At 65.9% G+C, this 23,776-nt stretch carries 23 protein-coding genes; 5 read left to right on the top strand and 18 right to left on the bottom strand.

The window, feature by feature from the left end:
• Positions 1 to 427 precede the first annotated feature (427 nt).
• Together A9513_RS27990 and A9513_RS27985 are read right to left on the bottom strand one after the other, a co-directional pair.
• Entirely contained in the window at positions 428 to 3,496 is a 3,069-nt protein-coding gene (locus tag A9513_RS27990) for an efflux RND transporter permease subunit (protein WP_065086144.1), read from the bottom strand.
• A gap of 6 nt (positions 3,497 to 3,502) precedes the next feature.
• The gene (locus A9513_RS27985) at positions 3,503 to 4,606 is read right to left on the bottom strand and encodes an efflux RND transporter periplasmic adaptor subunit (protein ID WP_065086143.1); all 1,104 of its coding nucleotides are present in this window, start codon (positions 4,604 to 4,606) and stop codon (positions 3,503 to 3,505) included.
• 98 nt (positions 4,607 to 4,704) lie between these two features.
• Here A9513_RS27985 and A9513_RS27980 point away from each other — a divergent pair, with 98 nt between their 5' ends.
• Positions 4,705 to 5,337 carry a TetR/AcrR family transcriptional regulator gene (locus A9513_RS27980; protein WP_024765655.1) on the top strand — a complete coding sequence of 211 codons (633 nt, stop codon included), beginning with the start codon at positions 4,705 to 4,707 and terminating at the stop codon, positions 5,335 to 5,337.
• 157 nt (positions 5,338 to 5,494) lie between these two features.
• Here the strand turns inward: A9513_RS27980 and A9513_RS27975 are convergent, their stop codons facing one another.
• The 8 genes from A9513_RS27975 to ppc form a co-directional block, all read right to left on the bottom strand.
• Positions 5,495 to 6,277: a class I SAM-dependent methyltransferase gene (locus A9513_RS27975; RefSeq protein WP_065086142.1), complete on the bottom strand. Its 783-nt coding sequence runs from the start codon at positions 6,275 to 6,277 to the stop codon at positions 5,495 to 5,497.
• Between the two features lie 55 nt (positions 6,278 to 6,332).
• Positions 6,333 to 7,025 carry an extensin family protein gene (locus A9513_RS27970; protein WP_065086141.1) on the bottom strand — a complete coding sequence of 231 codons (693 nt, stop codon included), beginning with the start codon at positions 7,023 to 7,025 and terminating at the stop codon, positions 6,333 to 6,335.
• 3 nt (positions 7,026 to 7,028) lie between these two features.
• The gene (locus A9513_RS27965; RefSeq protein ID WP_065086140.1) at positions 7,029 to 7,856 is read right to left on the bottom strand and encodes an oxaloacetate decarboxylase; all 828 of its coding nucleotides are present in this window, start codon (positions 7,854 to 7,856) and stop codon (positions 7,029 to 7,031) included.
• 73 nt (positions 7,857 to 7,929) lie between these two features.
• Positions 7,930 to 8,787: a DUF72 domain-containing protein gene (locus tag A9513_RS27960; RefSeq protein ID WP_065086139.1), complete on the bottom strand. Its 858-nt coding sequence runs from the start codon at positions 8,785 to 8,787 to the stop codon at positions 7,930 to 7,932.
• A gap of 4 nt (positions 8,788 to 8,791) precedes the next feature.
• A complete protein-coding gene (locus A9513_RS27955; RefSeq protein ID WP_024765660.1) occupies positions 8,792 to 9,136 on the bottom strand; it encodes a hypothetical protein in 345 nt (114 codons plus the stop codon).
• Positions 9,137 to 9,202: 66 nt separating this feature from the next.
• Entirely contained in the window at positions 9,203 to 9,877 is a 675-nt protein-coding gene (gene tsaB, locus A9513_RS27950) for a tRNA (adenosine(37)-N6)-threonylcarbamoyltransferase complex dimerization subunit type 1 TsaB (RefSeq protein ID WP_024765661.1), read from the bottom strand.
• A gap of 88 nt (positions 9,878 to 9,965) precedes the next feature.
• Positions 9,966 to 10,613 carry an adenylate kinase gene (gene adk / locus A9513_RS27945; RefSeq protein WP_024765662.1) on the bottom strand — a complete coding sequence of 216 codons (648 nt, stop codon included), beginning with the start codon at positions 10,611 to 10,613 and terminating at the stop codon, positions 9,966 to 9,968.
• Between the two features lie 247 nt (positions 10,614 to 10,860).
• On the bottom strand, positions 10,861 to 13,497 hold the full coding sequence (gene ppc, locus A9513_RS27940) for a phosphoenolpyruvate carboxylase (RefSeq protein WP_065086138.1): 2,637 nt from the start codon (positions 13,495 to 13,497) through the stop codon (positions 10,861 to 10,863).
• Positions 13,498 to 13,704: 207 nt separating this feature from the next.
• Between ppc and A9513_RS27935 the strand changes: the two genes are divergently transcribed.
• Positions 13,705 to 14,040: a hypothetical protein gene (locus A9513_RS27935; RefSeq protein WP_037009585.1), complete on the top strand. Its 336-nt coding sequence runs from the start codon at positions 13,705 to 13,707 to the stop codon at positions 14,038 to 14,040.
• Positions 14,041 to 14,292: 252 nt separating this feature from the next.
• On the opposite strand, the gene cadR is transcribed toward A9513_RS27935, so the two are convergent.
• Both cadR and A9513_RS36655 read right to left on the bottom strand, forming a co-directional pair.
• Positions 14,293 to 14,760, bottom strand: a complete 468-nt coding sequence (cadR, locus tag A9513_RS27930) for a Cd(II)/Pb(II)-responsive transcriptional regulator (RefSeq protein WP_024765664.1) — start codon at positions 14,758 to 14,760, stop codon at positions 14,293 to 14,295.
• Between the two features lie 54 nt (positions 14,761 to 14,814).
• The gene (locus A9513_RS36655; protein WP_065086137.1) at positions 14,815 to 15,072 is read right to left on the bottom strand and encodes a hypothetical protein; all 258 of its coding nucleotides are present in this window, start codon (positions 15,070 to 15,072) and stop codon (positions 14,815 to 14,817) included.
• An 87-nt stretch (positions 15,073 to 15,159) separates the two neighbouring features.
• Between A9513_RS36655 and A9513_RS27920 the strand changes: the two genes are divergently transcribed.
• The 3 genes from A9513_RS27920 to A9513_RS27910 all read left to right on the top strand — a co-directional run bounded on the left by A9513_RS27920 (position 15,160) and on the right by A9513_RS27910 (position 18,645).
• Positions 15,160 to 17,229 carry a heavy metal translocating P-type ATPase gene (locus tag A9513_RS27920; protein WP_065086145.1) on the top strand — a complete coding sequence of 690 codons (2,070 nt, stop codon included), beginning with the start codon at positions 15,160 to 15,162 and terminating at the stop codon, positions 17,227 to 17,229.
• Between the two features lie 176 nt (positions 17,230 to 17,405).
• Complete coding sequence (locus A9513_RS27915; RefSeq protein WP_024765665.1) at positions 17,406 to 17,816, top strand: DUF4398 domain-containing protein; 411 nt, start codon at positions 17,406 to 17,408, stop codon at positions 17,814 to 17,816.
• A gap of 37 nt (positions 17,817 to 17,853) precedes the next feature.
• Entirely contained in the window at positions 17,854 to 18,645 is a 792-nt protein-coding gene (locus A9513_RS27910) for an OmpA family protein (protein ID WP_065086136.1), read from the top strand.
• Between the two features lie 153 nt (positions 18,646 to 18,798).
• On the opposite strand, the gene A9513_RS27905 is transcribed toward A9513_RS27910, so the two are convergent.
• From A9513_RS27905 to A9513_RS27880, 6 genes are all read right to left on the bottom strand, one after another.
• The gene (locus tag A9513_RS27905; protein ID WP_065086135.1) at positions 18,799 to 19,308 is read right to left on the bottom strand and encodes an O-acetyl-ADP-ribose deacetylase; all 510 of its coding nucleotides are present in this window, start codon (positions 19,306 to 19,308) and stop codon (positions 18,799 to 18,801) included.
• A 38-nt stretch (positions 19,309 to 19,346) separates the two neighbouring features.
• On the bottom strand, positions 19,347 to 19,670 hold the full coding sequence (locus tag A9513_RS27900; RefSeq protein ID WP_024765667.1) for a hypothetical protein: 324 nt from the start codon (positions 19,668 to 19,670) through the stop codon (positions 19,347 to 19,349).
• Positions 19,667 to 20,602, bottom strand: coding sequence for an alpha/beta hydrolase (locus A9513_RS27895; protein WP_065086134.1), 936 nt, complete (start codon positions 20,600 to 20,602; stop codon positions 19,667 to 19,669). Before A9513_RS27895 ends, A9513_RS27900 begins: the two co-directional genes overlap by 4 nt.
• 222 nt (positions 20,603 to 20,824) lie before the next feature.
• Positions 20,825 to 22,129 (bottom strand): flavohemoglobin expression-modulating QEGLA motif protein, encoded by a 1,305-nt coding sequence (locus A9513_RS27890; protein WP_054908275.1) that lies wholly within the window; start codon positions 22,127 to 22,129, stop codon positions 20,825 to 20,827.
• Positions 22,126 to 22,689 carry a hypothetical protein gene (locus A9513_RS27885; protein WP_065086133.1) on the bottom strand — a complete coding sequence of 188 codons (564 nt, stop codon included), beginning with the start codon at positions 22,687 to 22,689 and terminating at the stop codon, positions 22,126 to 22,128. Before A9513_RS27885 ends, A9513_RS27890 begins: the two co-directional genes overlap by 4 nt.
• Positions 22,690 to 22,796: 107 nt before the next feature.
• Entirely contained in the window at positions 22,797 to 23,513 is a 717-nt protein-coding gene (locus A9513_RS27880; protein ID WP_024765671.1) for a TetR/AcrR family transcriptional regulator, read from the bottom strand.
• Between the last annotated feature and the right edge of the window lie 263 nt (positions 23,514 to 23,776).

Genomic DNA, 23,776 nt, shown 5'->3' with positions numbered 1-23,776 from the left:
GTACTGAACATCCGACCGCGCAAGCGCTTCAATTGGAAATGCCCGATTGAGGTCATGACAGAGGTAGTGGCGTTGCAGCATGATGCACCTGCTTCAATCCAGTAACCGTGTTGCACTCAGCTTCTGCAACCGCCCTCTTTATATTCTTATTTACACGGAGGATCTTTCTGATTCTGAACTCAGAATGCTTGAGACGCACAGCTGTGCACAAAGTCTCGCAAGAGGGTTCCTACTCCAATTTAAGCCAGAGGTATGCTGGACAATCGCCCATTCATACGAAAATGCGTTCGCAAAAGCCCTGCATGCTTAGGGCGGATAATCCGCTCCCAGTCATTCGCCCTACGAGCTGAGGCTCGATGAAATGACCACAAAAAAGCCCGGCATCTGCCGGGCTTTTTTATGTCCGCTGCGCATTCACCTGCGCGGGCTAAGCCTCTTTCTTCACCCTGAACCACGCCGCATAGAGCGCCGGCAGGAACAGCAGCGTCAGCGCCGTGGCGACGATCAGGCCGCCCATGATCGCCACCGCCATCGGCCCGAAGAACACGCTGCGCGACAGCGGGATCATTGCCAGTACGGCGGCCAGGGCGGTCAGCACGATGGGGCGGAACCGCCGTACCGTGGCTTCGATGATCGCGTGCCAGGTATCCATGCCATGGGCGCGATCCTGCTCGATCTGGTCCACGAGGATCACCGAGTTGCGCATGATCATCCCCGCCAGGGCGATGGTGCCGAGCATGGCGACGAAGCCGAAGGGCTTCTGGAACGCCAGCAGGAACAGGGTCACGCCGATCAGGCCCAGCGGCGCGGTGAGGAACACCATGATCATCCGCGAGAAGCTGCGCAGCTGGATCATCAGCAGGCTGAGGACCACCACGATGAACAGCGGTACGCCGGCGTTCACCGAGTTTTGGCCCTTGGCCGAATCTTCCACGGTACCGCCGACTTCCAGCAGGAAGCCGTCGGGCAGCTCGGCGCGGATCGGGTCCAGCGTCGGCGAGATCTGCTTCACCAGCGTTGCCGGCAGCGAGTCGTCGTAGATGTCGGCACGCACGGTCACAGTCGGTAGGCGGTTGCGCCGCCAGATGATGCCTTCCTCGAAGCCATATTCCAGGGTCGCGACCTGCGACAGTGCCACGCTGCGGCCGCTGCTGGTCTGCATCGACAGGCTGGGCAATTGCGAGAGGTCATGCCGGCCGCGCTCGTCGCCGCGCAGGAGGATCTCGATCAGCTCGTTGTCCTCGCGGTAGTAGCTGACGGTGGAGCCGGTCAGCGAGCTCTGCAGGAACTGCGAGATATCCGAAGTACTCACGCCCAGGGCACGGGCGCGCTCCTGGTCGATGTCGAGGAAGATCGCCTTGCTCGGTTCTTCCCAGTCCAGGTGCACGTTCACCACATGGGGGTTCTCGCGCATCTTCTCGGCGACCTTGCGTGCCAACTCGCGGACTTCCGGGATGTGCTCACCGGAGACGCGGAACTGCACCGGGTAGCCGACCGGCGGGCCGTTCTCCAGGCGGCTGATACGAGTACGCAGGGTCGGGAAGTCCTCGTTCATGTGCTTGATCAGCCACTGGCGGATTTCCTCGCGCGACTCCAGGCTCTTCGCCAGGACCACGAACTGCGCGAAGCTCGCCGCCGGCAGTTGCTGGTCCAGCGGCAGGTAGAAGCGCGGCGAGCCGGTGCCAACGTAAGCCACGTAATTGTCGATGCCCGGGTGCTCGGCGAGCATCTTCTCCAGGCGATTGACCTGCTCGGTGGTGGCGGTGAGCGAATCGCCCTCGGCCAGCTTGAGGTCCACCAGCAACTCCAGGCGCGCCGAAGGCGGAAAGAACTGCTGCGGCACCAGGCGGAACAGCATGATCGAGCCGATGAAGGCCGCCACGGTCAGCAGGATCACCGTCTTGCGGTAGCGCACGCACCATTCCACCACGCGGCGGAAGCGCTGATAGAAGGCAGTGGAATACGGATCGTGGCCTTTGTCGGTGCCGCCGTGTTTTTCCGCGTAACGCTTGGCAAGGTCGGGCAGAAGTTTCTCGCCCAGGTAGGGCACGAAGACCACGGCGGCGATCCACGACACCAGCAACGCGATGGTCACCACCTGGAACAGCGAGCGAGTGTACTCGCCGGTGCCCGATTGCGCGGTGGCGATGGGCAGGAAACCAGCAGCGGTCACCAGCGTGCCGGTGAGCATCGGGAAGGCCGTACTGGTCCAGGCGTAACTCGCCGCCTTGAGCCGGTCGTAGCCCTGCTCCATCTTCACCGCCATCATCTCCACGGCGATGATCGCGTCGTCCACCAACAAGCCCAGCGCCAGCACCAGCGCGCCGAGGGAAATCTTGTGCAGGCCGATGCCGAAGTAGTACATGCAGGCGAAGGTCATCGCCAGCACCAGCGGGATCGACAGCGCCACTACCAGGCCGGTGCGCAGGCCGAGGGAGAAGAAGCTCACCAGCAGCACGATGATCAGCGCCTCGGCCAGCACACGGACGAACTCGCCGACGCCTTCGCGCACCGCTGCCGGCTGGTCGGACACCTTGCGCAGCTCCATGCCTGCCGGCAGCGTCTGCTGCAGGCGTTCGAATTCCGCGTCAAGCTTCTTGCCCAGCACCAGGATGTCGCCGCCGTCCTTCATGGCCACGGCGATACCAATGGCGTCCTCGCCCATGAAGCGCATGCGCGGCGCGGGCGGGTCGTTGAAACCGCGGTGCACCTCGGCCACATCGCCGATACGGAAGGTACGATCACCGACGCGGATCGGGAAGGAGCGGATGTCCTCCACCGAGTCGAAGCGACCGGACACGCGCAGTTGCACCCGGTCAGTGGCCGTCTCGAAGAAGCCGGTTGCGGTGACCGCGTTCTGTTCTTCCAGCGCCTTCTGCACCGCCGCCAACGGGAGGCCGAGGGTGGCGAGCTTGGTGTTGGACAGGTCGATCCAGACTTTCTCGTCCTGCAGGCCGACCAGTTCGACCTTGCCGACGTCCTTGATGCGCTGCAACTGCAGCTGCAGGCGGTCGGCGTAGTCCTTGAGCACCGCGTAGTCGAAGCCCTTGCCCGACAACGCGTAGATGTTGCCGAAGGTGGTGCCGAACTCGTCGTTGAAGAACGGCCCCTGGATGCCCTGCGGAAGGGTGTAGCGAATGTCGTTGACCTTCTTGCGGATCTGGTACCAGAGCTCGGGGATATCGCGGGAGTGGAAGTCCTCGCGGGCGACGAAGGTCACCTGGGATTCACCGGGCCGCGAGAAGGAAATGATGCGGTCGAAGTCGCCGGTCTCCATCAGCTTCTTCTCGATGCGCTCGGTGACCTGGCGCGAGACTTCCTCGGCGGTCGCGCCCGGCCAGTTGGTCTTCACCACCATGGCCTTGAAGGTGAATGGCGGGTCTTCGCTCTGCCCGAGCTTGGTGTAGGACAGCGCACCGACTATGCCCAGCAGCAGCATGAGGTACAGCACGATGGAGCGGTTCTGCAGCGCCCAGGCGGAAAGGTTGAATTGCATCGGGCGTTACTCCTTCGCCACCAGCTTGATCGACCGGTTCTCCCGGTCGACAGGCCGTACCTCCTGCCCTTCACGCAGCACCTGGACACCGGCTGCCACCACCCAGTCGCCATCCTTCAAGCCTTCGAGCACCGGCACGCGGTCTTCGGCGTAGGGACCGACGCGCACCGGGCGACGGTGTAGGGTGGAAGTCTTCGGATCGACCACCCAGACAAATGGCTGGCCTGCCTCCGAGGTCAGCGCGGCCAGTGGCACCGCCAGCGGCACGGCGCCCTCGGCATGGACGTAGACGCGGGCGCTCTGGCCCAGTTCGGCGGGCACTTTCGGATCGTCGAAGGCAACGCGCGCTGCAAAGGTGCGCGATTGCGGATCGGTCGCCGGCGACAGTTCACGAATCTTGCCGCTGAAGCGCTTGTCACGCTGCGACCAGAGCTCGACGCTCACCGCCTCACCAACGCGGAAGCGCTCGAAGGCATGTTCGGGGAAGCTGATCAGTACTTCGCGGCCGCCATCGGCGGCCAGGGTGAAGACGGTCTGCCCGGCGGCGACCACCTGCCCCACCTCTACACGGCGCGTGGCGATCACGCCGTCCTGGGGCGAGCGCAACACCGCGTAGCCAGCCTGGTTGCTGGCCACGTCGTATTCGGCACGAATCTGCTTCACGCGCGCTTCGCCGGCGCGGTAGGTGTTCTCGATGTTGTCGAACTGCGACTGGCTGACCAGCTGGCGCTCCAGCAGGGTCTTGTAGCGGGTGTATTCGGAGCGGACGGTCTGCAGGTTGGCTTCGGCAGCCGCCACCTGGGCACGGGTGGCTTCGAGCTGCAGACGAACGTCTTCGGGATCGAGTTCCGCCAGCGGCTGGTCCTTCTTCACCCGTTCGCCGGTTTCCACCAGGCGCTTGCTGACTTTGCCACCGATGCGGAACGCCAACTCCGGCTCGTGGCGGGCATGGACTTCGCCGGGATAGGCTTCGGTGACGTCACGCGCCGGCAGCGGCTGCACCACGATGGCCGGACGCACGGCGGGCTTGGGAGGCTCGCCATTACCGCAGGCAGAAAGGGACAGAATGAAGGCAGCAGGCAGCGCGACAGACAGAGCATGGCGGAACATGATGTGTGACCCTTTCGCAAAACGCGGTTGGAATTCTTATACTCCCCAGTATAGTAAAAATACAGAACCCATCAGTCCAGTATTAGAAATGTAAAATCATGTCGCCATCGAACTCATCGAACGGACCGGGTCGCCCCAAGGATCCCGCCAAGCGCCGAGCCATTCTCGAGGCCGCCAAGGAGCTCTTCGTCCGCCATGGCTACGACGGCAGCAGCATGGAGGCCATCGCCGCCGGAGCCGGGGTGTCCAAGCTCACCGTGTACAGCCACTTCACGGACAAGGAGACGCTGTTCGTCGAAGCCGTGCAGGCCAAGTGTGCGGAGAACCTGCCAGAGCTGTTTGCTGAGCCATCGGCCGATGCGCCGCTGGAAAGCCTGCTGCTGAACCTGGCGCGCGGCTTCAATCAGTTGATCAACAGCCCGGAAGCCATTGCGCTGAGCCGGCTGATGATTGCCCAGGGCGGGCAGAACCCGCATCTGTCACAGCTGTTCTTCGACGCCGGCCCGCAACGCGTGCTGGACCAGATGGAACGCCTGCTGGAGCAGGCTCGCCAGCAGGGAAAACTGGCGATGGACAGCCCGCGCCGGGCCGCCGAGCACTTCCTGATGCTGGTGCAGGGCTGCGTGCACTTCCGCCTGATGATCGGTTGCGTGGAGCCGCCGACCGAGGAGGAGTCCGAGGCTCACGCGCAGGAAGTGGTGGCGCTGTTCCTCAAGGCCTTCAGGCCCTGACTCGCGCCGGAGTGCCTTGAGAAGAAGCGAGCTTGCTCGCGAACAGGGCTTCCCGGCGAGTTCGGCGTTAGGCGGGTTTGCGAGCAAGCTCGCTCCTACAAAAGCAAAGCTGCGGCGAAATGTTCTGTAGGAGTTTCTCGGGACCTCGAGCTGGCCGTCAGCCCTTGAGGCTCTTCAGCGGATAGATGTCATAGCGGCTGGACTTGCCTTCCAGGCTGTAGCTGGGCTTCTGCCCCTCGATGATCGGCGCCTTGCGTGGGCGCTTGACCACCACCCGGTGGCTGGCCAGCTTCAGCGCCGCATCCAGCAGCGCCGGCGCGTCCAGGTCGTCGCCCACCAGTGGGCGGAACAGGCGCATTTCCTTCTTCACCAGCGCGCTCTTGTCGCGGTGCGGGAACATCGGGTCGAGGTAGATCACCTGCGGCGCCTCGCCTTCCCAGGCGGCCATGCGCTCGATGGCGTTGCCCTGCAGCAGGCGCATGCGCGCGACGATGGCGCCCACCTCGAAATCCCCGGCGGCACGGGCCAGGCCGTCTTCCAGCAGTGCGGCGATGATCGGTTGGCGCTCGGTCAGGTGCATCTCGCAGCCCAGGGTCGCCAGCACGAAGGCGTCCTTGCCCAGGCCGGCGGTGGCATCCAGCACATGGGGACGCACGCCCTGCTGGATACCCACGGCCTTGGCAATCATCTGCCCGGCGCCGCCGCCGAACTGGCGGCGGTGAGCCGTGGCGCCTTCGAGGAAGTCCACCCGCACCGGGCCGGGCGAGTCCGGCCCCAATTGCAGCAATTGCAGGCCGTTATCGCCCAGTTGCAGGGCGAAGTCCGCATCCCCCTCGCCCATCGGCAGCCCGAGCCGCTGCGCCCACTGCTCGGCGAACGCCTGCCAGGCAGGCGCCAGGGCCTGGACGACGATGCGCGGCGGAGTGAGGACTTCGGTCATGACGGGGCGATCCTGGAAAAAACCGCGATTCTACCGCAGCGCGCAGCCAGCGGGCTCAACGGCAGATCTGCCAGCCGCCCAGGTCGAGGTGAAAATGGTCATGGTGGGCGCGGTTGTAGTCCGGCCCCAGCACAGCGTCGAAGTTGCTGCAGGCGCCGTCGCGCACGGCACGCAGGAAGCGAGCGGCATCGCCCTCCCCCGACCAGTCCCTGGCCACGACGATGCGCCGGCCGTCGGCGAGGCGGAAGGCAGCAATATCCAGCGCGTTGGCGCTCGCGTGCTGGCTGCGGCGGGCATCGGCGCGCCCGTAGATATTGCGGCAGGCAAAACTGCCCAGGTGCTCCACGCCAACGACCGGCTGGCCGTAGACGGCCCTTGCAGCCGGATGCAGCGAGTGCCGCTCGAACAGCGCGAAGCTCACCGCCAGCGGGCAACTGGCGAGGAAGCTGCTGCTCAGCTTTACCTCGGCGGCCTGCACGCGCCAGACGTTCTGCAACGGGCAACCGGCGACCGGCTCGCTGTCGGCCATCGGCTGCGCCTTGAGATCAGAACTCTGCAACGCCAGACGGCACAGGCCGACGTCGTCACGCAGTCGCCAGAGCTTGTAGCGGGTCAGCAGGTTGGGCTCATCGCGCACATCCAGCGGTGCCCAAGGATTCCAGCGAGCTGGCAGGCCCAGCCACTGCTGCTGCACCGATAACGCGAACCCCGCGCAGGCGAGGACGAAAGCGAGCAGCCACCAGCGCAAGCGTCAGCCCCGGAAGAGTCCGTTGATGCGGTCGAAGGGCATGGCGCCGTGCATCGGCTTGAGGTCGCCCTTGGCCAGCGCTTCGGCGCCACTGAAGAAGGCGCCGTAAGCCGCGCGTGCCAGGGTCGAACCGACGCTGACGCGCTTCACCCCCAACGCTGCCAGCTCCTCCAGGCCAAGTTGCACGGCGGGCGAGCCCACCAGCACGTTGACCGGTCGCGGTGCCACGGCGCTGACCACGGCGGCGATTTCCTCGCGGGTTTTCAGGCCCGGCGCGTAGAGCACGTCGGCGCCGGCTTCGGCGAAGGCCACCAGGCGGCGGATGGTGTCGTCCAGGTCGGCACGGCCATGCAGGAAGTTCTCCGCCCGCGCCGCCAGGGTGAACGTGAATGGCAGGGCTCGGGCCGCACGCACGGCGGCGGTAATGCGCTCGACCGCCAGTTCCAGCGGATAGATGGGTGTGTCCGGGCGGCCGCTGGCGTCTTCGATGGAGCCACCCACCAGCCCGCAGGCGGCAGCCAGGCGGATAGTCTCGGCGCAATCGTCAGGCGTATCGCCATAGCCATTCTCCAGATCGGCGGCAACCGGCAACGGCGTCGCCTCGATGATCTGCCGCGCATTGGCCAGGGCTTCGTCGCGACTGACCGCGCCTTCGGCGTCGCGGCGTCCCAGCGCGAAAGCCAGCCCGGCGCTGGTGGTCGCGAGGGCTTCGAACCCCAGGTGGGCAAGCATCTTCGCCGAACCGGCATCCCAGGGGTTGGGCAGGACGAACAGGCCCTCGCGCTGGTGCAGCGCGCGGAAGGCTTCGCCGCGTTGTTGTTGATGGGTCATGGCTGTCTCCTGGCCGAACGGGAAGGAGCAGGTTAGCCCCCTCGCCCGCTCGCCGCCATGCACAGTTGGGGTGTCAGAGCAGGCCGAGCTGCTCCACGTCCGGCTTCGGCGCGAACAGCGCCGGCAAACCCGGAAGGCGCTCGCGCAGCAAGGCATGGAAGCGCTGCGCCTGTTCGGCGGCACGGTGGTTGTCCGGCGTGTGGAGGAAAACGTAGGGCGTCAGGCCCTGCTCGATCCACTCGGCTACCTTGCCGACCCAGGGCGCAAGGTGAACGAGATTAGCGTCCAGGTCCGGCCCACCGATGAAGCGCACCTGCGGGCTGTCGCTGAAGGCCGCCGGGCGCACCGGCACCTTGGGCTTCTTCGACTGTGCGTGCAGCACGGCAGGATCGTCAGACCGGCAGGCAAACAGCGCCCGCGAGTCCAGGCAGATACGTTCTACACCGCGATCCAGCAGCAGCCGGTTGAGCGCCCGCTCCTCCTCGCCCTTGGCAAAGAACGCCGGGTGCCGCACCTCGACGGCAAGGCGACGCTCGGCGAAGGCGTCGAGCCAGGCCGCCAGCTCGCCCAGCCGATCCGGTCCGAAACTGGCCGACACCTGCAGCCACAGCGGCGCGACGCGCTTACCCAGCGGCTTCAGCAGATCAAGGAAGTGCCGCGTGTTCTCCAACTGGCCGCGCAGGTCACCCTCGTGGCTGATATCGCGGGGCAGCTTGGCGCAGAAGCGGAACGTCTCCGGCATGGTCTGCGCCCAGCGCGCGAGGGTATCGGCGTTGGGGCGGGCGTAGAAAGTGGTGTTGCCTTCCACGGCGTTGAACACCTGGGAGTAGAAGCCCAGGGTATCGGCGGGACGCAGGTCGGCGGGATAGAAGGTGCCGCGCCAGGCAGGCTCGTTCCAGGATGGACATCCGAGGAAATACGGCAGTGACATCGAATCAGGCGTAGAGGTCGAGACCGAGGACTTCCTGGCCTTCGTACTGGCCGGCCATGCTGGCGGTGCTGGTGTAGCTGGCCAGCGCCTGGGCAGCACGGGAGCTCAGCGGGCGCTGGTACTCGATGTCTCGCAGGGTCGCCGGCACGCCGTAGCTGCTGGCGCTGGACGATTCGACGCGGCGGGTCTGCGGCTGCGAATCCAGCCCCTGGCTCGCCGAGGTCGGCGCGGGTTGGTCGCGGCGGGCTTCGACGTCACTCTGCACATCCCGATACGGCGTGACCGCAGTACCCGTCCGGGAACCGCGCTCAGGCGTCTGGGATATGGAAGTGAAACCGTCGATACGCATGTCAGAAACTCGGTGGGAATGCGCTCACTCTAGCGAGCGCTCCAGGCTGCGGTCAATTGGCACAGGTCAGGCTTTCTTGGGTGTCGCCACGTTGTCGCGCAGGTAGACGGGCTGCGCGTGCTCTGCGTCAACCGCCTCGCCCCGCGCCCAGGCGAATTCGGCCAGGGTCAGCAGGTCTTCGGCGTGCGGCAGCAGGCTGGCATCGCGGGCGGCAACCTTCACCGCCAGGCGCTCCTCGAAGCCCCAGCCGGTTCCGGAGCCGAACCACGCGCCCTGGGCATCGCGCGGCAGCTCGACGCGCTCGGGCGGCAGCACCGCCTCGGCGCCGGCCAGACGCATCTCGCCCTGCTCCACGCGGTAGCAGCCCCAGTACACCTCGTCCATGCGCGCATCGATGGCCGCGGCTACCTGGGCGGCGCCGTGCTCGCGGTGCGCACGCTGGGCCAATACCGCCAGGTCGGAGATCGGCAGCACCGGCTTCTGCAGAGCGAACGCCAGGCCCTGGACGACGCCGATGGCGATACGCACACCGGTGAAGGCGCCGGGGCCGCGGCCGAAGGCGATGGCGTCGACGGCGGACAGCGCGATGCCGGCCTCGCCGAGGATGTCCTGCACCATGGGCAACAGGCGCTGGGCGTGCAGGCGCGGGATCACCTCATGGCGCACGAACCGACGGCCGTCATGCAGCAGGGCGACGGAACAGGCTTCGGTCGAGGTATCCAGGGCCAGCAGCGTGGGCATGGTGCTTTCCATTAGTCGATAAAAAACGGGCGGGCATTATAAACGCCAAAGGCCCGCATGTGCGGGCCTTTGGCAGACGCGAGAGCGATCAGCTCAGGGCGGCGAGCACCTTGGTGGTGATCTGCTCTACCGAGCCGACACCCTCGACGCGGGTGTACTTCGGGGTGCCTTGGGCGGCGGCCAGCTTCTGGTAGAAATCGACCAGCGGCTTGGTCTGCGAGTGGTAGACCGACAGGCGGTGACGCACGGTGGCTTCCTTGTCGTCTTCGCGCTGGATCAGCTCTTCACCGGTCTCGTCGTCCTTGCCGGCAACCTTCGGCGGGTTGTGCTCGACGTGGTAGACGCGGCCGGAAGCGGCATGCACACGGCGGCCGGCGATGCGGCTGACGATTTCTTCGTCTTCAACGGCGATCTCGACGACGTTGTCGATGGTGACGCCCGCTTCCTTCATGGCCTCGGCCTGGGGAATGGTGCGCGGGAAGCCATCGAACAGGAAGCCGTTGGCGCAGTCGGGCTGGGCGATACGTTCCTTGACCAGGTTGATGATCAGGTCATCGGAGACCAGACCACCGGCGTCCATCACGCTCTTGGCCTGCAGGCCCAGTTCGGTGCCGGCCTTGACCGCTGCACGCAGCATGTCGCCGGTGGAGATCTGCGGAATGCCGAACTTCTCAGTGATGAAGCGAGCCTGGGTACCTTTGCCGGCACCGGGCGCCCCGAGCAGAATCACACGCATCGATATGCTCCTTAATACTTGTTAAGCGAAATCACGGATCCGCCTCTTGGGGCCAATCTCATCGTGCTGGAATGGCGCAGACATGCGCCGAAAGGTTGCTCACGATACACAGCGGTCCCCTGCCAGACAAGCCGGCCATGGGGACTGCGCGAGCCGGTCCCGGGCGCTTGATGGCACCCGGAACAGCCATCAAATTAATCTCATTTGCCGGCTCGGCAATCCACCTTTGGTGGGGGGTGATGTGCCCTCAACCGGTATTGCGCAGCCCCGCGGCGATCCCCGCGACCGTCACCAGCATGGCCTGCTCCAGACCGCCGCAGGCATCGCCGGCGCAGCGTCGCGAGCGGGCCAGCAGCTCGGCCTGGAGCAGGTGCAGCGGGTCCAGGTAGGTATTGCGCACACCAATGGATTCGCGCGTCTCGGCGGCGTGGGCGAGCAGTTGGGACTGCCCGGTCAGCCCCAGCACCACGCGCACCGACTGCGACAATAGGTCGCGTAAATGCGCACCTAATGGTCGCAGTTCCGATTGCACCAGGCGCTCGTCGTAGAGTTGGGCAATTTCCCGGTCAGCCTTGGCCAGCACCATCTCCAGCATGTCGATGCGGGTGGTGAAGAACGGCCACTCCTTGCGCATACGGGACAACAGCGCGCCCTCGCCACGCTCGATGGCCTTGAACAGCGCGTCTTCCCAGCCCAGCCAGGCCGGCAGCATCAGGCGCGTCTGGGTCCAGGCGAAGATCCAGGGGATCGCCCGCAGGCTTTCCACCCCGCCCTCGCGTCGTTTGGCCGGGCGGCTGCCCAGCGGCAGGCGGCCCAGTTCCTGCTCCGGCGTGGCCTCGCGGAAGTAGTCGACGAACTGCGGGTTCTCCCGCACCACCGCGCGGTAGGCGAGCACGCCGTCGGCGGCCAGGCGATCCATCTCCTCGCGCCAGGCCGGCTCGGGCACCGGCGGTGGCTGCAGGGTGGCTTCCAGCACCGCGGCCAGGTAAAGGTTGAGGTTCTGCTCGGCGATGTCCGGCAGGCCGAACTTGAAGCGGATCATCTCGCCCTGTTCGGTGGTGCGGAAACGCCCAGCCACGGAGCCCGGCGGCTGCGAAAGGATGGCCGCGTGGGCCGGACCACCGCCACGACCGACCGTGCCACCACGGCCATGGAACAACAGCAGTTCGACGCCGTGGTTGCGGCAGATGTCCACCAGCGCCTCCTGCGCGCGGTACTGCGCCCAGGCGGCAGCCAGGGTGCCGGCGTCCTTGGCCGAGTCGGAATAGCCGATCATCACTTCCTGCGGTCCGGCCAGGCGGGTGCGGTAGCTGTCGAGGCTGAGCAGGCGGTCGATGCAGGGGCCGGCGTGGTCGAGGTCATCCAGCGTCTCGAACAGCGGCACCACGCGCATCGGCCGCTCCAGCCCGCACTCCTTGAGCAGCAATTGCACAGCAAGCACATCGGATGGATGACCGGCCATGGAGATGACGTAGGAGCCCAGCGACGCTGCCGGCGCCTGCGCCACCACGCGGCAGGTGGCGAGTACTTCGGCGGTCTCGGGGGAAGGTTGGTAGTTCGCCGGCAGCAGCGGGCGACGGCTGGCGAGCTCTTCCAGGAGGAATTCCTGGCGCACGCTTTCGTCCCACTCGGCGTAGTTGCCCAAGCCCAGGTACTCGGTAATTTCGCTCATTGCCCTGGCGTGGCGCGTGGAATCCTGGCGCACGTCCAGCCGGGCCAGGAACAGGCCGAAGGTAGCGGCGCGGCGCAGGGTATCGAGCAAGGCGCCATCGGCGATCACGCCCATGTCGCAATCGTGCAGCGAGCGGTGACAGAGTTGCAGTGGTTCAAGCAGCTCGCGGTTGTCTTGCAGCACCTCGCTGCCGGGCTCTTCGCCGGTATGGATGGCCCGCTCGGCCCAGGCACGGGTGGCACGCAGGCGTTCGCGCAGCTGCTTGAGCAGCGCGCGGTAGGGCTCGGCAAGCTCGCCCACTTCGGCGCGCAGTTCTTCGCTGGCCTGCTGCATGGACAGATCGGCAGCCAGGCTGTCCACGTCGCGCAGGTAGAGATCGGCGGCCATCCAGCGCGCCAGCAGCAGGACCTCGCGGGTGATGGCGGCGGTGACATTGGGATTGCCGTCGCGGTCGCCGCCCATCCAGGAGGCGAAGCGAATCGGCGCGGACTCCAGCGGCAGCCGTTCGCCGAGGGTTTCCTGCAGGGTGCGATCGACGTGGCGCAGGAAGTCCGGCAGCGCGTGCCAGAGGGAATGCTCGATCACCGCGAAGCCCCATTTCGCCTCGTCCACCGGGGTCGGCCGGGTGCGGCGGATTTCGTCGGTGTGCCAGGCCTCGGCGATCAGCCGCTGGAGTTTTTCCTGCACCGCCTGGCGCTCTTCGGGCAACAGGTCGCTGTGGTCACCAGCGGCCAGTTGGCCAGCGATGGCGTCGTACTTCTGAATCAGCGTGCGGCGCGCCACTTCGGTGGGGTGCGCGGTGAGCACCAGCTCGATCTCCAGCTCCGCCACCTGCCGCGCCAGGCCTTCCGCCCCCAGGCCGGACTTTTTCAGACGGCCCAGCAGTTCGGCCAGGACGCGGTTCTCGAAAGGTTCCGGCTCCTTCGGCGTGCGGCGGCGAATGCGGTGGTACTGCTCGGCGATGTTGGCCAGGTTGAGAAACTGGTTGAAGGCGCGCGCCACCGGCAGCAGTTCGTCCTCGCCCAGGCCGTCGAGGGCGGCGGTGAGCTGCTTGGCGCCTTCGGCCGAGCCGCGCCGGGCGGACTTGGCGCCCGTGCGGATCAGCTCGATCTTGTCGAGGAAGCCCTGCCCGTACTGGGCGCGGATGGTCTGCCCGAGCAGTTCGCCAAGCAGGTGAACGTCCTCGCGCAGGCGCGCATCGATATCCGGCATCGCGGTCTCCTTGGAGTGAGAGCGCCCATTGGAAAGGGCCACGCTGAGAGTTTCACAGTGCCGCCAGGTGTGGCGGCTGACAAGCGCTCGACGAACGCCCGCAGTCATGCTCGGACAACGTCTAGGCTGAAAGTTATCCCCATCGTCGGGAAAACCTGCGGCGGCCTCACGAGGGCCGACCGCCACGTAACGACCCTAGAGGTGAACATGAAGATCCGCGAGCTGGTACGCCATTGGGAACAGAACGCCAGGGGGCGCATGACCCACCATCAGTACAGCATTCCGCTGGACGTCGAGACCGCCGCGCGTCTGGCCGCGCTGCACGACATGTACCCCAAGCGCAGCGTCGAGGAGTTGCTGGGAGAACTGGTCAACGCTGCGCTGGAGGAGCTGGAGGCGAGCCTCCCCTACGTGCAGGGGAACAAGGTGGTGGCCCACGACGAACAGGGCGACCCGATCTACGAAGACACAGGCCCGACGCCGCGCTTCCTGGCGCTGTCGCGCAAGTACCTGCATGAACTGACGGAGGCGGAGCACTCCTGAATCGGCATCTGCCGAGGCGCATGGTTTCAGGCTTCAGGAGCACTGCCCTACTGCGGCTGCTTCGGTGCCTGGACGGCCCCTCACCCCAGCCCTCTCCCCCAGGGAGAGGGAGCAGATTGCGCCGGCTGACGCCATGGTTTCATCCTGCTCCATCCGGTCCCCTTTCCCTCCGGGAGAGGGTCAGGGTGAGGACTGCCCCAGTGCAGAAGCATACTGGCGAAGCCGGCCCACCTGCCTTCCTGCACGGACCAATCAATGCCGGCCGTGGACGCCGGGCACGTGCAAATGCCCCGCCTCGGCGCACGCATCGGGAATCACCGAAGGCTCCGCCGGCTGCTCCAGCTCGCGCAGGATACCGCAATCCACGCTGCTGCCCTCGCCCTGGCACTGCGCGCGCAGGTCGCGCAATTGCTGGCTGAGCGACTGCAGTTCGGCGATGCGCACCTCGACGTGGTGCAGGTGCTCGTCGATCAGCCGGTTGGCAGTACCGCAGTCGGACTCGGGGCGGTCGCGCAGGCCGAGGAGGATGCGGATCTCCTCCTGGGTCATGTCCAGCGAACGGCAATGGCGGATGAACGACAGCCGCTCGACGTGGCTGGCGTCGTACTGGCGGTAGTTGCCTTCGCTGCGCGACGGTGCGGGCAGCAGGCCTTCGCGCTCGTAATAGCGAATGGTTTCCACCGGGCAGCCGGTCAGTTTCGCCAGTTCACCGATCTTCATTTTCGACTCCTCGCCAGCAGGTGCTTGACTCTGTAGTTGCTACAGGGTGTGCAATCAGCAGCAACTCGTCAAACAGGAACGGACGACATGACTGCCAATCGCCAGGGCCCGATCATCCACGGCCCCGCCCCAATCCAGGATCAGCACCGCGAACAGGAAGCCGCCGGCTGCTGTGGCTGCGACAAAGGCGCGCTGCTGCGCGCGCCGGCCGCCGAACCTGCGCCGCATGATCACGGCCATGCCCACGATCACGATCACGATCACGATCACGATCACGATCACGATCACGATCACGATCACGATCATCAGCATGAGCACATCGACCCCGCGCAAGCGGCAAGCGCCGTGGCAGGGGCTGCGGCCGGCGAGCTGCGCTGGACCAGCCTGCGCATCGAGGCCATGGACTGTCCCACCGAGGAACGCCTGCTGCGCGACGCACTGGGCCGCGTGCCGACGGTGGAGGACCTCGACTTCAACCTGATGCAGCGCCTGCTGCGCGTGCAGCACCGTTTCGACAGCATCGAGCCGTTGCAGAAGCTGGTGGCGTCCCTGGGCATGCAGGCCGAGCCCGTGGCTGAAAACGCCCCCGTGCCCGCACAACCCGCCCAGCAGAAACCCTGGTGGCCACTGGCGCTGGCCGGTGTCGCGGCGGCAGGTGCTGAGTTCTTCGAGTGGTTCGCCATCGGCCCGCAGTGGCTGGTGGCGGCGCTGGCCATTGCCGCCATCCTTGGCGCGGGACTGCCGACCTACCGCAAGGGCTGGATCGCCCTGAAGAACCGCAATCTCAACATCAATGCCCTGATGAGCATCGCCGTGACCGGCGCCATGCTGATCGGCCAGTGGCCGGAAGCGGCCATGGTCGCCGTGCTGTTCGCCATCGCCGAACTGATCGAGGCCAAGTCGCTGGATCGCGCGCGCAACGCCATTCGCGGCCTGCTGCAGCTGGCGCCGGAACAGGCGACGGTACAGGTGGACGGGCAATGGCAGGAAGTCTCCGCCAAGTCCGTCGCTCTCGGCGCTCGGGTGCGGGTGCGCCCCGGCGAGCGCATCGCCCTGGACGGCGAGGTGCTCGACGGCCGCTCCAGCGTCAACCAGGCACCCATCACCGGCGAGAGTCTGCCGGTGGAAAAACAGGCCGGCGACACCCTGTTCGCCGGCACCATCAACGGTGAAAGCGCGCTGGAATACCGCGTCACCCGCGTAGCCGACGACAGCACCCTGGCACGCATCATCCATGCGGTGGAAGAAGCCCAGGGCTCGCGGGCGCCGACCCAGCGCTTCGTCGACCAGTTCTCCCGCCTCTACACCCCGGCGGTGTTTCTCATCGCCATCGCCACTGCGCTGCTGCCGCCGCTGTTCTTCGGCGGCGCCTGGCTCGACTGGGTCTACCGCGCGTTGGTGCTGCTGGTGATCGCCTGCCCCTGCGCACTGGTCATCTCCACTCCGGTGACCATCGTCAGCGGCCTGTCGGCGGCGGCTCGCCTGGGCATCCTGATCAAGGGCGGGGTGTTCCTGGAAATGGGCCGCTCGTTAAGCTGGATCGCCCTCGACAAGACCGGCACCCTCACCGAAGGTCGCCCGCGCCAGACCGATTTCACCGCCCTGCGGGAGACCGCCGCCGGCGACGTGCGCGCACTGGCCGCCAGCCTCGCTGCTCGCTCGGATCACCCGGTCTCGCACGCCGTGGCCCAGGCCGCCGAAGCGGACAATATCGCGCTGTACAGCGTCGGCGAGCTGACCGCCCTGCCCGGCCGCGGCGTGAAAGGCGAGATCGACGGTCGCACCTACCACCTGGGCAACCACCGCCTGGTGGAGGAGCTGGAGCTGTGCTCGAAGGAGCTGGAAGAGCGCCTCGACGCCCTCGAACAGCAAGGCAAGACGGTCATCGTGCTGCTCGATGGGCAAGGTCCGCTGGCGCTGTTCGCCGTGGCCGACGGCGTGAAGGAGACCAGCCGCGAAGCCGTCGCCCAGCTGCATGAACTGGGCGTGAGGACGCTGATGCTGACCGGCGATAACCCACACACCGCCGCCGCCATCGGCGCCCAGGTGGGCATCGACGAAGCACTGGGCAACCTGCTACCCGAGGACAAGCTGCGCGAGGTAAAGCAGCGCCAGGAAGGTGGCAAGCGAGTGGGCATGGTCGGCGACGGCATCAACGACGCTCCCGCCCTGGCACGCGCCGACATCGGTTTCGCCATGGGCGCGGCGGGCACCGATACGGCCATCGAAACCGCCGGCGTCGCGCTGATGGATGACGACCTGCGCAAGCTGCCGTCCTTCATTCGCCTGTCGCGCCAGACCCACCGCGTGCTGATCCAGAACATCACCCTCGCGCTGGGCATCAAGGCGGTGTTCCTTGCCCTCACCCTGGCCGGCGAAGGCACCCTGTGGATGGCGGTTTTCGCCGACATGGGCGCCAGCCTGCTGGTCGTGTTCAACGGCCTGCGATTACTGCGTCATCGCGGCTGATTCCAGTGGATCGTCGCCAATGCCCGCCCATACGGCGGGCATTTTTTTTGAACCCCCTGACAAAACCCTTAGTCCCCTAATCAGATGCCCACGAAGCCGCAGACCCGCGCGGCAGGCATCCACCGGCACTCGAATCGCCGAGGGAACCCTTTACCAAACGTCAGAGGATTCATCCAATGGAACTGAAATCTCAGAGCGCTCGAACCGTCCCGACCGCCTCCACCCGCGCTTCCCTGCGCCTCAGCCTGCTCGCCCTTGGCAGCGCCGCGCTGCTGGCTGGCTGCGCCGGCAACCCGCCCAGCGAACAGATGGCCGTCACCGAATCGGCGGTTAACGCCGCCGTCAGCTCAGGTGGACCGGAATTCGCCCCGGTCGAAACCAAGAATGCCCAGGACAAACTCGCCCAGGCGCGCATCGCCCTGAACGACAAGGAATACGACCAGGCCAAGCGCCTGGCGCAGCAGGCCGAATGGGACGCTCGCGTGGCCGAGCGCAAGTCGCAGGCCGTGAAGGCGCAGAACAACGTCAAGGACGCCCAGCAGGGTGTGATGGAGCTGCGTCAGGAAGGTCTGCAGCAGGCCCAGTGATCCCGCCCCTACGTCCGGTCATATAAGGAATTCCGACATGAACAAGCTCATCGTACTGCCCGCCGTCTCGACCCTCGCCCTGGCCCTCGCCGCGTGCTCCACACCGCCCAACGCCAACCTGGAGAAAGCCCGCAGCGACTTCCAGGCGCTGCAGGCCGAGCCCCAGGCCACCCAGCAGGCCGCGCTGGAAACCAAGGACGCCGGCGATTGGCTGGCCAAGACCGACAAAGCCTACCGCGACGGCGCCGACCAGAAGGACGTCGACCAGATGGCCTACCTGACCCAGCAGCGCATCGAGCTGGCCAACCAGACGGTGGCCCTGCGGGACGCCGAGGATCAGTTGAAGAACACCTCGGCCCAGCGCGCCCAGGCCCGCCTGGATGCCCGTACCGCACAGCTGAACAAGCTCAAGGGCGAGTTGAACGCCAAGCAGACCTCGCGCGGGACCATGGTGTCCTTCGGCGATGTGTTGTTCGACCTCGACCGCGCCGAGCTGAAACCTGGCGCCATGGGCAATGTGCAGAACCTCGCCGGCTACCTGCAGCAGAATCCGGAACGCAAGGTCATCGTCGAGGGCTACACCGACAGCAGCGGCTCGTCCTCCTACAATCAGAGGCTCTCCGAGCGTCGCGCGGACGCCATTCGCCTGGCGCTGCTGAGCCAGGGTGTCACCTCCGATCGCGTCGTTTCTCGCGGTTACGGCAAGGAGTACCCGGTGTCGAGCAACGCCACTCCGGCCGGCCGTGCCATGAACCGCCGCGTCGAGGTGACCATTTCCAATGACGCCAACCCGGTGCAGCCGCGTTCGGCGGTAAGCGGCACTTATTGATCCTTCGGGAGACAGCGCTCTTGTAGGATGGCGTGGAGCGAAGCGATACCCTTCGAGCACTGCATCAACAGCATGCGAATCGCTCCGCTCCACCCGTCCTACGACCTGCGTTCCCTGTTGGAGCGGGCCAAGCCCGCGACCATGGGCATTTATTCAGGCCAGCAGGCGCCGGTAAAGCTCGGCCATCTCGGCCGAGAAAGGCACCAGCACCACTTCCTTCAGCGAACTTCCTTCACCGCGCGGACGACGCAGTTCGTCCACGGCGACCCGCGCCGCGGCTTCGGCGGGATAACCGTAGATACCGGTACTGATGGCAGGAAAGGCGATGCTGGCGAGGCCGTTGCCTTCGGCCAGTTGCAGGCTGTTGCAGTAGCACTGGGCAAGCACCTCGGGCTCGCCGTGCTCACCGCCGCGCCAGACAGGCCCGACAGTGTGTATGACGTAGCGCGCCGGCAGGCGGAAGCCGGGAGTGATCTTCGCCTGGCCGGCCTTGCAGCCACCCAGCGGGCGGCAGGCGTGGACCAGATCCGGGCCCGCGGCCCGGTGGATTGCGCCGTCGACGCCACCACCGCCCAGCAGCGAACTGTTGGCGGCGTTGACGATGACGTCGACGTCGAGGCGGGTGATGTCGCCCTGCCAGATGCGGATCTCGGGATGGCTCATGACCTTCCTCCCTCAGTCCGCCGGGTCAGGGCCGACCGTCACTTGGTTTCTTGCGGAGTCTGCTCACCCATGCAGCGCACGGCGCGCTTGCGGCCGTCGACCAGCACACCGGTCAGGCCCTTCTGGGTCATGTCGAACATCACCAGCACGCCGTCGATGCACTGCGCCTGCTGGTCGGCCGGATCGAGGGAAAGTTTGGTGTCCTGGCCGGGGATGCTCTTCAGCAGGGTGAACTGGGTCAGCTCCAGGGCGTCCTCGGGCTTGGCAAAGTGCAGGTAGCCGTAATACCAGAGCGTGCCGACCGAGACGAAGATGGTGGCGATGACAGTGAGGATGTAGGAGATCGGGTTGCGGTCGTTCATGGGGTGCCTTGTTGTTTCGGGTCCGCCTGCGATTCCTGTGGCTTCGCCGGAGAGGGAGAGTTCGGGACTTCGGCCAACCGGCGCAGGCCGGTGAAGTGCTGCGGATCGTCAAGGAAGCGCAGCATCACTTCGCGCCACACCGGCTCCCCGAAGGTTTCCACGTGATTGCCGCGTGTCAGCTGGAAGACCTTGGGCGGCGGCGCGGCCTTGTAGAGGGTCAGGCCGTTGTCCAGGGGCACAATGGTATCGTCGATGCTGTGGAAGAACAGCACGGGTGCGCCAGAAAGTCGCGGCATGGAGCGGATCGCGCTATCGCCGTCGGGCACCAGCCAGGACAGCGGCACCTGCAGCGGCCAGGTCAGCCAACTGGTGCTAAGGGTGTACTGCGCCACATCGCGGTAACTGGCCGGCACGCCATCGAGCACCACGGCATTCAACTTCTTCTGCCGCTCAGGGTGCATGCCCAGGTAATGCACCGCCATGGCGCCGCCCAGGCTCTGGCCCAGCAGGATCACCGGTTTGCCCTGCACCTCCGGTGCCTTGTCCAGCCAGGCGAAGGCGGCGTCGATGTCCTGGTAGATTGCCGGCAGGCTCGGCTCGCCCTCGGACTTGCCGTAACCGCGGTAATCCAGCATCAGCACCTGGTAGCCCTGCTCCGGCAGCCAGTACGCGCCGCCCAGGTGCCACGCCATGTTGCCGCCATTGCCGTGCAGGTGCAGCACGGTGCCCCTGACCGGCACGCCCGCTTTCGCCGGCAACCACCAGCCGGCGAGCTTAACGCCATCGGCGGTGGTGAACGTGAGGTCGCGGAACTCCAGTTTGGCCCGCGCGGGCGTGATGGCGACGTCATCGCTGGGGTAGAACAGCAGCGAGCTGCAACCGCTGAGGGCTACCAGCACTGCCAGCGCGGCGGCCTTGAAGCATCGGATCATCGGCAAGTCATCCTTGGGAGCTTCCTTCAAATGGATCAGCAATGGCGCGCTATCAAAGCCCCTCTCCCCCGCCCTCTCCCTGAAGGGAGAGGGAGCTATCCGTGTCGCCTGACGCTATAGGATGTCATCCTGCACCGAACGATCCCCTCTCCCTTCGGAGCGGGGTGTGTAGCCCGGGTTAGGGAGAGGGCGTGTCCAGCCGCACGCCATGCCGTCCAATCGTTAGAGGATATTGGCGTAGTCCGCCTCGATGCGGTCGAGGCTGAGGTGGTTGAGGAAGTTGGAGAAACACATCCACGCCGACAGTGCGTTGAGGTCGCGGAACTGCGGCGGCAGGTACTTGGGCGGCACCACCAGGCCCTCGTCCACCAGTTGGCGCAGGGTGCGCATGTCTTCCAGGGTGGCCTTGCCGCAGAACAGCAGCGGGATCTGCTCCAGCTTGCCCTTGCGCACGGCGAGCTGGATGTAGTTGTAGATCAGGATGAAGCCCTTGAGGTACGACAGGTCCTTGGTGAACGGCAGGCCCGACGGCGTCGAACCGCGGAACACCCGGCTGGCGTTCTGGTAGCTGCTTTCCGCGCTGTAGTTCTGCTCGCGGTAGAAGTTGAACACTTCCAGGAAGTCCGCCCCCTCCTCCGCCATGTGGATGGCGCGGGTGCGGTTGGTGAGCTTGCGCAGGCGGGTCGGGTAGGAGGCGAAGGCGATCACTTCCATCAGGATCGCCAGGCCTTCCTGGGTCACGGTGGACGACGGCGGGCCCTTGGCGAGGAAGGTGCAGATCGGCTGGTTGAGGCCATTGAGCGTGGTGCCGACGTGCACCAGGCCTTCGTGGACTTCCAGCGCGCGCACGTCGCGCTCGTTGAACATGGCGTCGGCACGCACCTTGATGTAATCGGCGCCGGCCGCCGCGTCAGCGACGATGCCGTCGGACTCGAAGACGCGGATGGTGTCTTCCTTGCCGTCGAAGACCTTGTTCAGGCGCTCCTGCAACATCCGCACCGCGTCGCTGGCGGTAAGGGTCTTGGGTTCGTCCTTGAGGTCGCCTCGGTCGGCGATGTTGTTCAGGTAGTCCGAGAGCATCAGGCCCAGGTCGGCCAGGGTCGGGTCGCCGGCATGAAAAGCATCGGAGGCCGAGCCGTAGAGCTCCTGGGAAATCAGCCCGAAGTCCTGGGTGCCGCGTGCTTCGAGCATGCGGATGACCATGCGATATTCCTTGCACATGCGCCGCATGATCTGCCCGACCGGATTGAACTGCCCCAGGTGGCGGGTAATGTCGCGCTCGATGTTCTGGAATTCCTGCTTCTTCGCGCTGCTGTCGAAGGACAGTGGGCGACTGTCGTAGTAGCTGCGGTCGACCTTGGGCGCATGCTTGCCGCGGCCCTTGAGGAAGTCGTCGCGGATGCTGTCATCCCACTTGATGGCATCGAGTACGCGGATCGGTGTCTGCGCCTCGACGATCCGGTCGGACAGGCTGCGGATGATCTGCTGGTACTCGTTGGGCGTGGACTTCTTGCGCCGTGGGGTCATTGCTTTTCTCCCGGGGTCACGCGCGAGAAGCGCAGCGCTTCGACGAACACGTCGGAATTGGCCGGATCATTCAGGTAGGCGATGACGTCGGCGAGCGGGCTGCTCACCAGCGCACCGGCACCCTGCTCGGTGTCGACCTTCTCGCCCTTGAGCGCGCCTTCCTTCATGTCCTGCAGGATATGCTCGACATCCAGGTTATAGATCACCAGTTCGTCCTTGTCGGTGATCTCGAAGCCGGCCAGGGCGAAGTTGCCGCCCATGCTCTTCGGCAACCCGGCCGAGAGGTACCAGCGACTGCCGTGATGGGCGACGGTGAAGCCGAAGTCCTCGACACTGTCGGTGTTGTCCTTGCTGTCGACGTAGCTGAGCGCACGGTAGAGGTTGGAGCCGGAGCGGGTGACCTCGAGGAACTGCTCCTCGCCGTACTCGTCCACACGTGACCACTGGCCCAGCAGGTGAGCCGGCGCGGGCTCGTTGGCCGGAATCGGGTCCTTGAACGTCACCAGACAGCCACTGAGCAGGCAGATGCTCAACAGCAGCAGTGCACGCCAGACTTTCATCACGCCCTCCTTAGGTCCGGATGCCTTTGCATGCGATGCGCCAAGGCGTCCAGAGTTCCGACACGAAAACCCCGCCGGATGGCGGGGTTGGAATGCAGCAGCCGGGGCTACAGGCCCATCACCAGATCGAGATAGCGGCTAAGGATGGCACGCATTTCCTCGGTCTGCAGGTGGTCGGCGCCGTCCAGCAGGCCCTGATACTCCATCTGCAGGATGATGGCCGTCAACACCCGGGCATCCTGCTCGGGCTGCTTTGAACCGAGCACTTCGAAGAAATGCACCACGCCCAGGGAAAGAATCCGCCGGTGGCGCTGCGCCAGATCGCTGAGGCTGGGGTTGAGCAGCGCCTCCTGGCGGAAGGCCTGTTCGGCCAGCAGGTGCTCGCGGCGTTCGTTGAGCTGGACCATGACGTACTGGATCGCCAGCTCGACGATATTCGCGGTCAGCTCCCGGCGCGCCTGTGGGTCGTCCTGGGCGAGGCCGGCGGCCATGGCCTGGAGGTCACCCTCGACGCTGCCCCAGAAGGTCGACAGGGCTTCGGCGCTACGCTCGACGAAGAGCGCGAAGGTATCGGTGATGAGGTCCTGGATGTCCTTGAAGTAGTAGGTGGTGGCGGACAGCGGCACGCCGGCCTCGGCGGCCACGGCACGGTGGCGTACGGCGCGGACGCCATCGCGCACGATGATCCGCAGGGCGGCGTCGAGGATCGCCTGGCGGCGCTGCTCGCTGCCCTGGCGGCTGGCCTTGCGGCCCTGGTATTTGACACTTTCGGCGATGGCGCTGGCGACTTGCGCGGCACTGTCTCGCGGGGACACTGGGGTCACGGGCATTACCTCCGACGGCGCGGCCTGATGGCGCATTGTTCGAGCTTTTCTGTGGGAAAACAATCGCCGCCATGCGGCTGCGACACCGGCGCACGAAGCAGGCCGCGAGGCAGAGCAGGCGGCAGGGAGTCAGGCCTGGGTGTATGACGTGCCACATAGCGCACGAGCCACGGGAGTGACATGCATTTCGTCGGACGATCCTACAAGAACCGCCCGACCTCGGAAACGCACGGAGGGCCCGTGTCGCCCGTCCGCCCGATCGA

This window comes from Pseudomonas sp. AU12215, assembly GCF_001675465.2.
Classification (GTDB): Bacteria; Pseudomonadota; Gammaproteobacteria; order Pseudomonadales; family Pseudomonadaceae; genus Pseudomonas; species Pseudomonas nitroreducens.
Note: the sequence above shows the minus strand (reverse complement) of the source record. Positions and strands in the feature narration are given on the sequence as shown.

Coding starts and splice junctions, on each gene's coding strand:
- A9513_RS27910 (WP_065086136.1), top strand. CDS start 17,854: ATGAACAAGCTCATCGTACTGCCCGCCGTCTCGACCCTCGCCCTGGCC.
- tsaB (WP_024765661.1), bottom strand. CDS start 9,877: ATGCCCACGCTGCTGGCCCTGGATACCTCGACCGAAGCCTGTTCCGTC.
- A9513_RS27985 (WP_065086143.1), bottom strand. CDS start 4,606: ATGTTCCGCCATGCTCTGTCTGTCGCGCTGCCTGCTGCCTTCATTCTG.
- A9513_RS27895 (WP_065086134.1), bottom strand. CDS start 20,602: ATGATCCGATGCTTCAAGGCCGCCGCGCTGGCAGTGCTGGTAGCCCTC.
- A9513_RS27960 (WP_065086139.1), bottom strand. CDS start 8,787: ATGTCACTGCCGTATTTCCTCGGATGTCCATCCTGGAACGAGCCTGCC.
- A9513_RS27975 (WP_065086142.1), bottom strand. CDS start 6,277: ATGACCGAAGTCCTCACTCCGCCGCGCATCGTCGTCCAGGCCCTGGCG.
- A9513_RS27990 (WP_065086144.1), bottom strand. CDS start 3,496: ATGCAATTCAACCTTTCCGCCTGGGCGCTGCAGAACCGCTCCATCGTG.
- A9513_RS27905 (WP_065086135.1), bottom strand. CDS start 19,308: ATGAGCCATCCCGAGATCCGCATCTGGCAGGGCGACATCACCCGCCTC.
- adk (WP_024765662.1), bottom strand. CDS start 10,613: ATGCGTGTGATTCTGCTCGGGGCGCCCGGTGCCGGCAAAGGTACCCAG.
- ppc (WP_065086138.1), bottom strand. CDS start 13,497: ATGCCGGATATCGATGCGCGCCTGCGCGAGGACGTTCACCTGCTTGGC.
- A9513_RS27920 (WP_065086145.1), top strand. CDS start 15,160: ATGGACTGTCCCACCGAGGAACGCCTGCTGCGCGACGCACTGGGCCGC.
- A9513_RS27915 (WP_024765665.1), top strand. CDS start 17,406: ATGGAACTGAAATCTCAGAGCGCTCGAACCGTCCCGACCGCCTCCACC.
- A9513_RS36655 (WP_065086137.1), bottom strand. CDS start 15,072: ATGCTGATGATCGTGATCGTGATCGTGATCGTGATCGTGATCGTGATC.
- A9513_RS27935 (WP_037009585.1), top strand. CDS start 13,705: ATGAAGATCCGCGAGCTGGTACGCCATTGGGAACAGAACGCCAGGGGG.
- A9513_RS27890 (WP_054908275.1), bottom strand. CDS start 22,129: ATGACCCCACGGCGCAAGAAGTCCACGCCCAACGAGTACCAGCAGATC.
- A9513_RS27900 (WP_024765667.1), bottom strand. CDS start 19,670: ATGAACGACCGCAACCCGATCTCCTACATCCTCACTGTCATCGCCACC.
- A9513_RS27885 (WP_065086133.1), bottom strand. CDS start 22,689: ATGAAAGTCTGGCGTGCACTGCTGCTGTTGAGCATCTGCCTGCTCAGT.
- A9513_RS27955 (WP_024765660.1), bottom strand. CDS start 9,136: ATGCGTATCGACGGTTTCACTTCCATATCCCAGACGCCTGAGCGCGGT.
- cadR (WP_024765664.1), bottom strand. CDS start 14,760: ATGAAGATCGGTGAACTGGCGAAACTGACCGGCTGCCCGGTGGAAACC.
- A9513_RS27965 (WP_065086140.1), bottom strand. CDS start 7,856: ATGACCCATCAACAACAACGCGGCGAAGCCTTCCGCGCGCTGCACCAG.
- A9513_RS27980 (WP_024765655.1), top strand. CDS start 4,705: ATGTCGCCATCGAACTCATCGAACGGACCGGGTCGCCCCAAGGATCCC.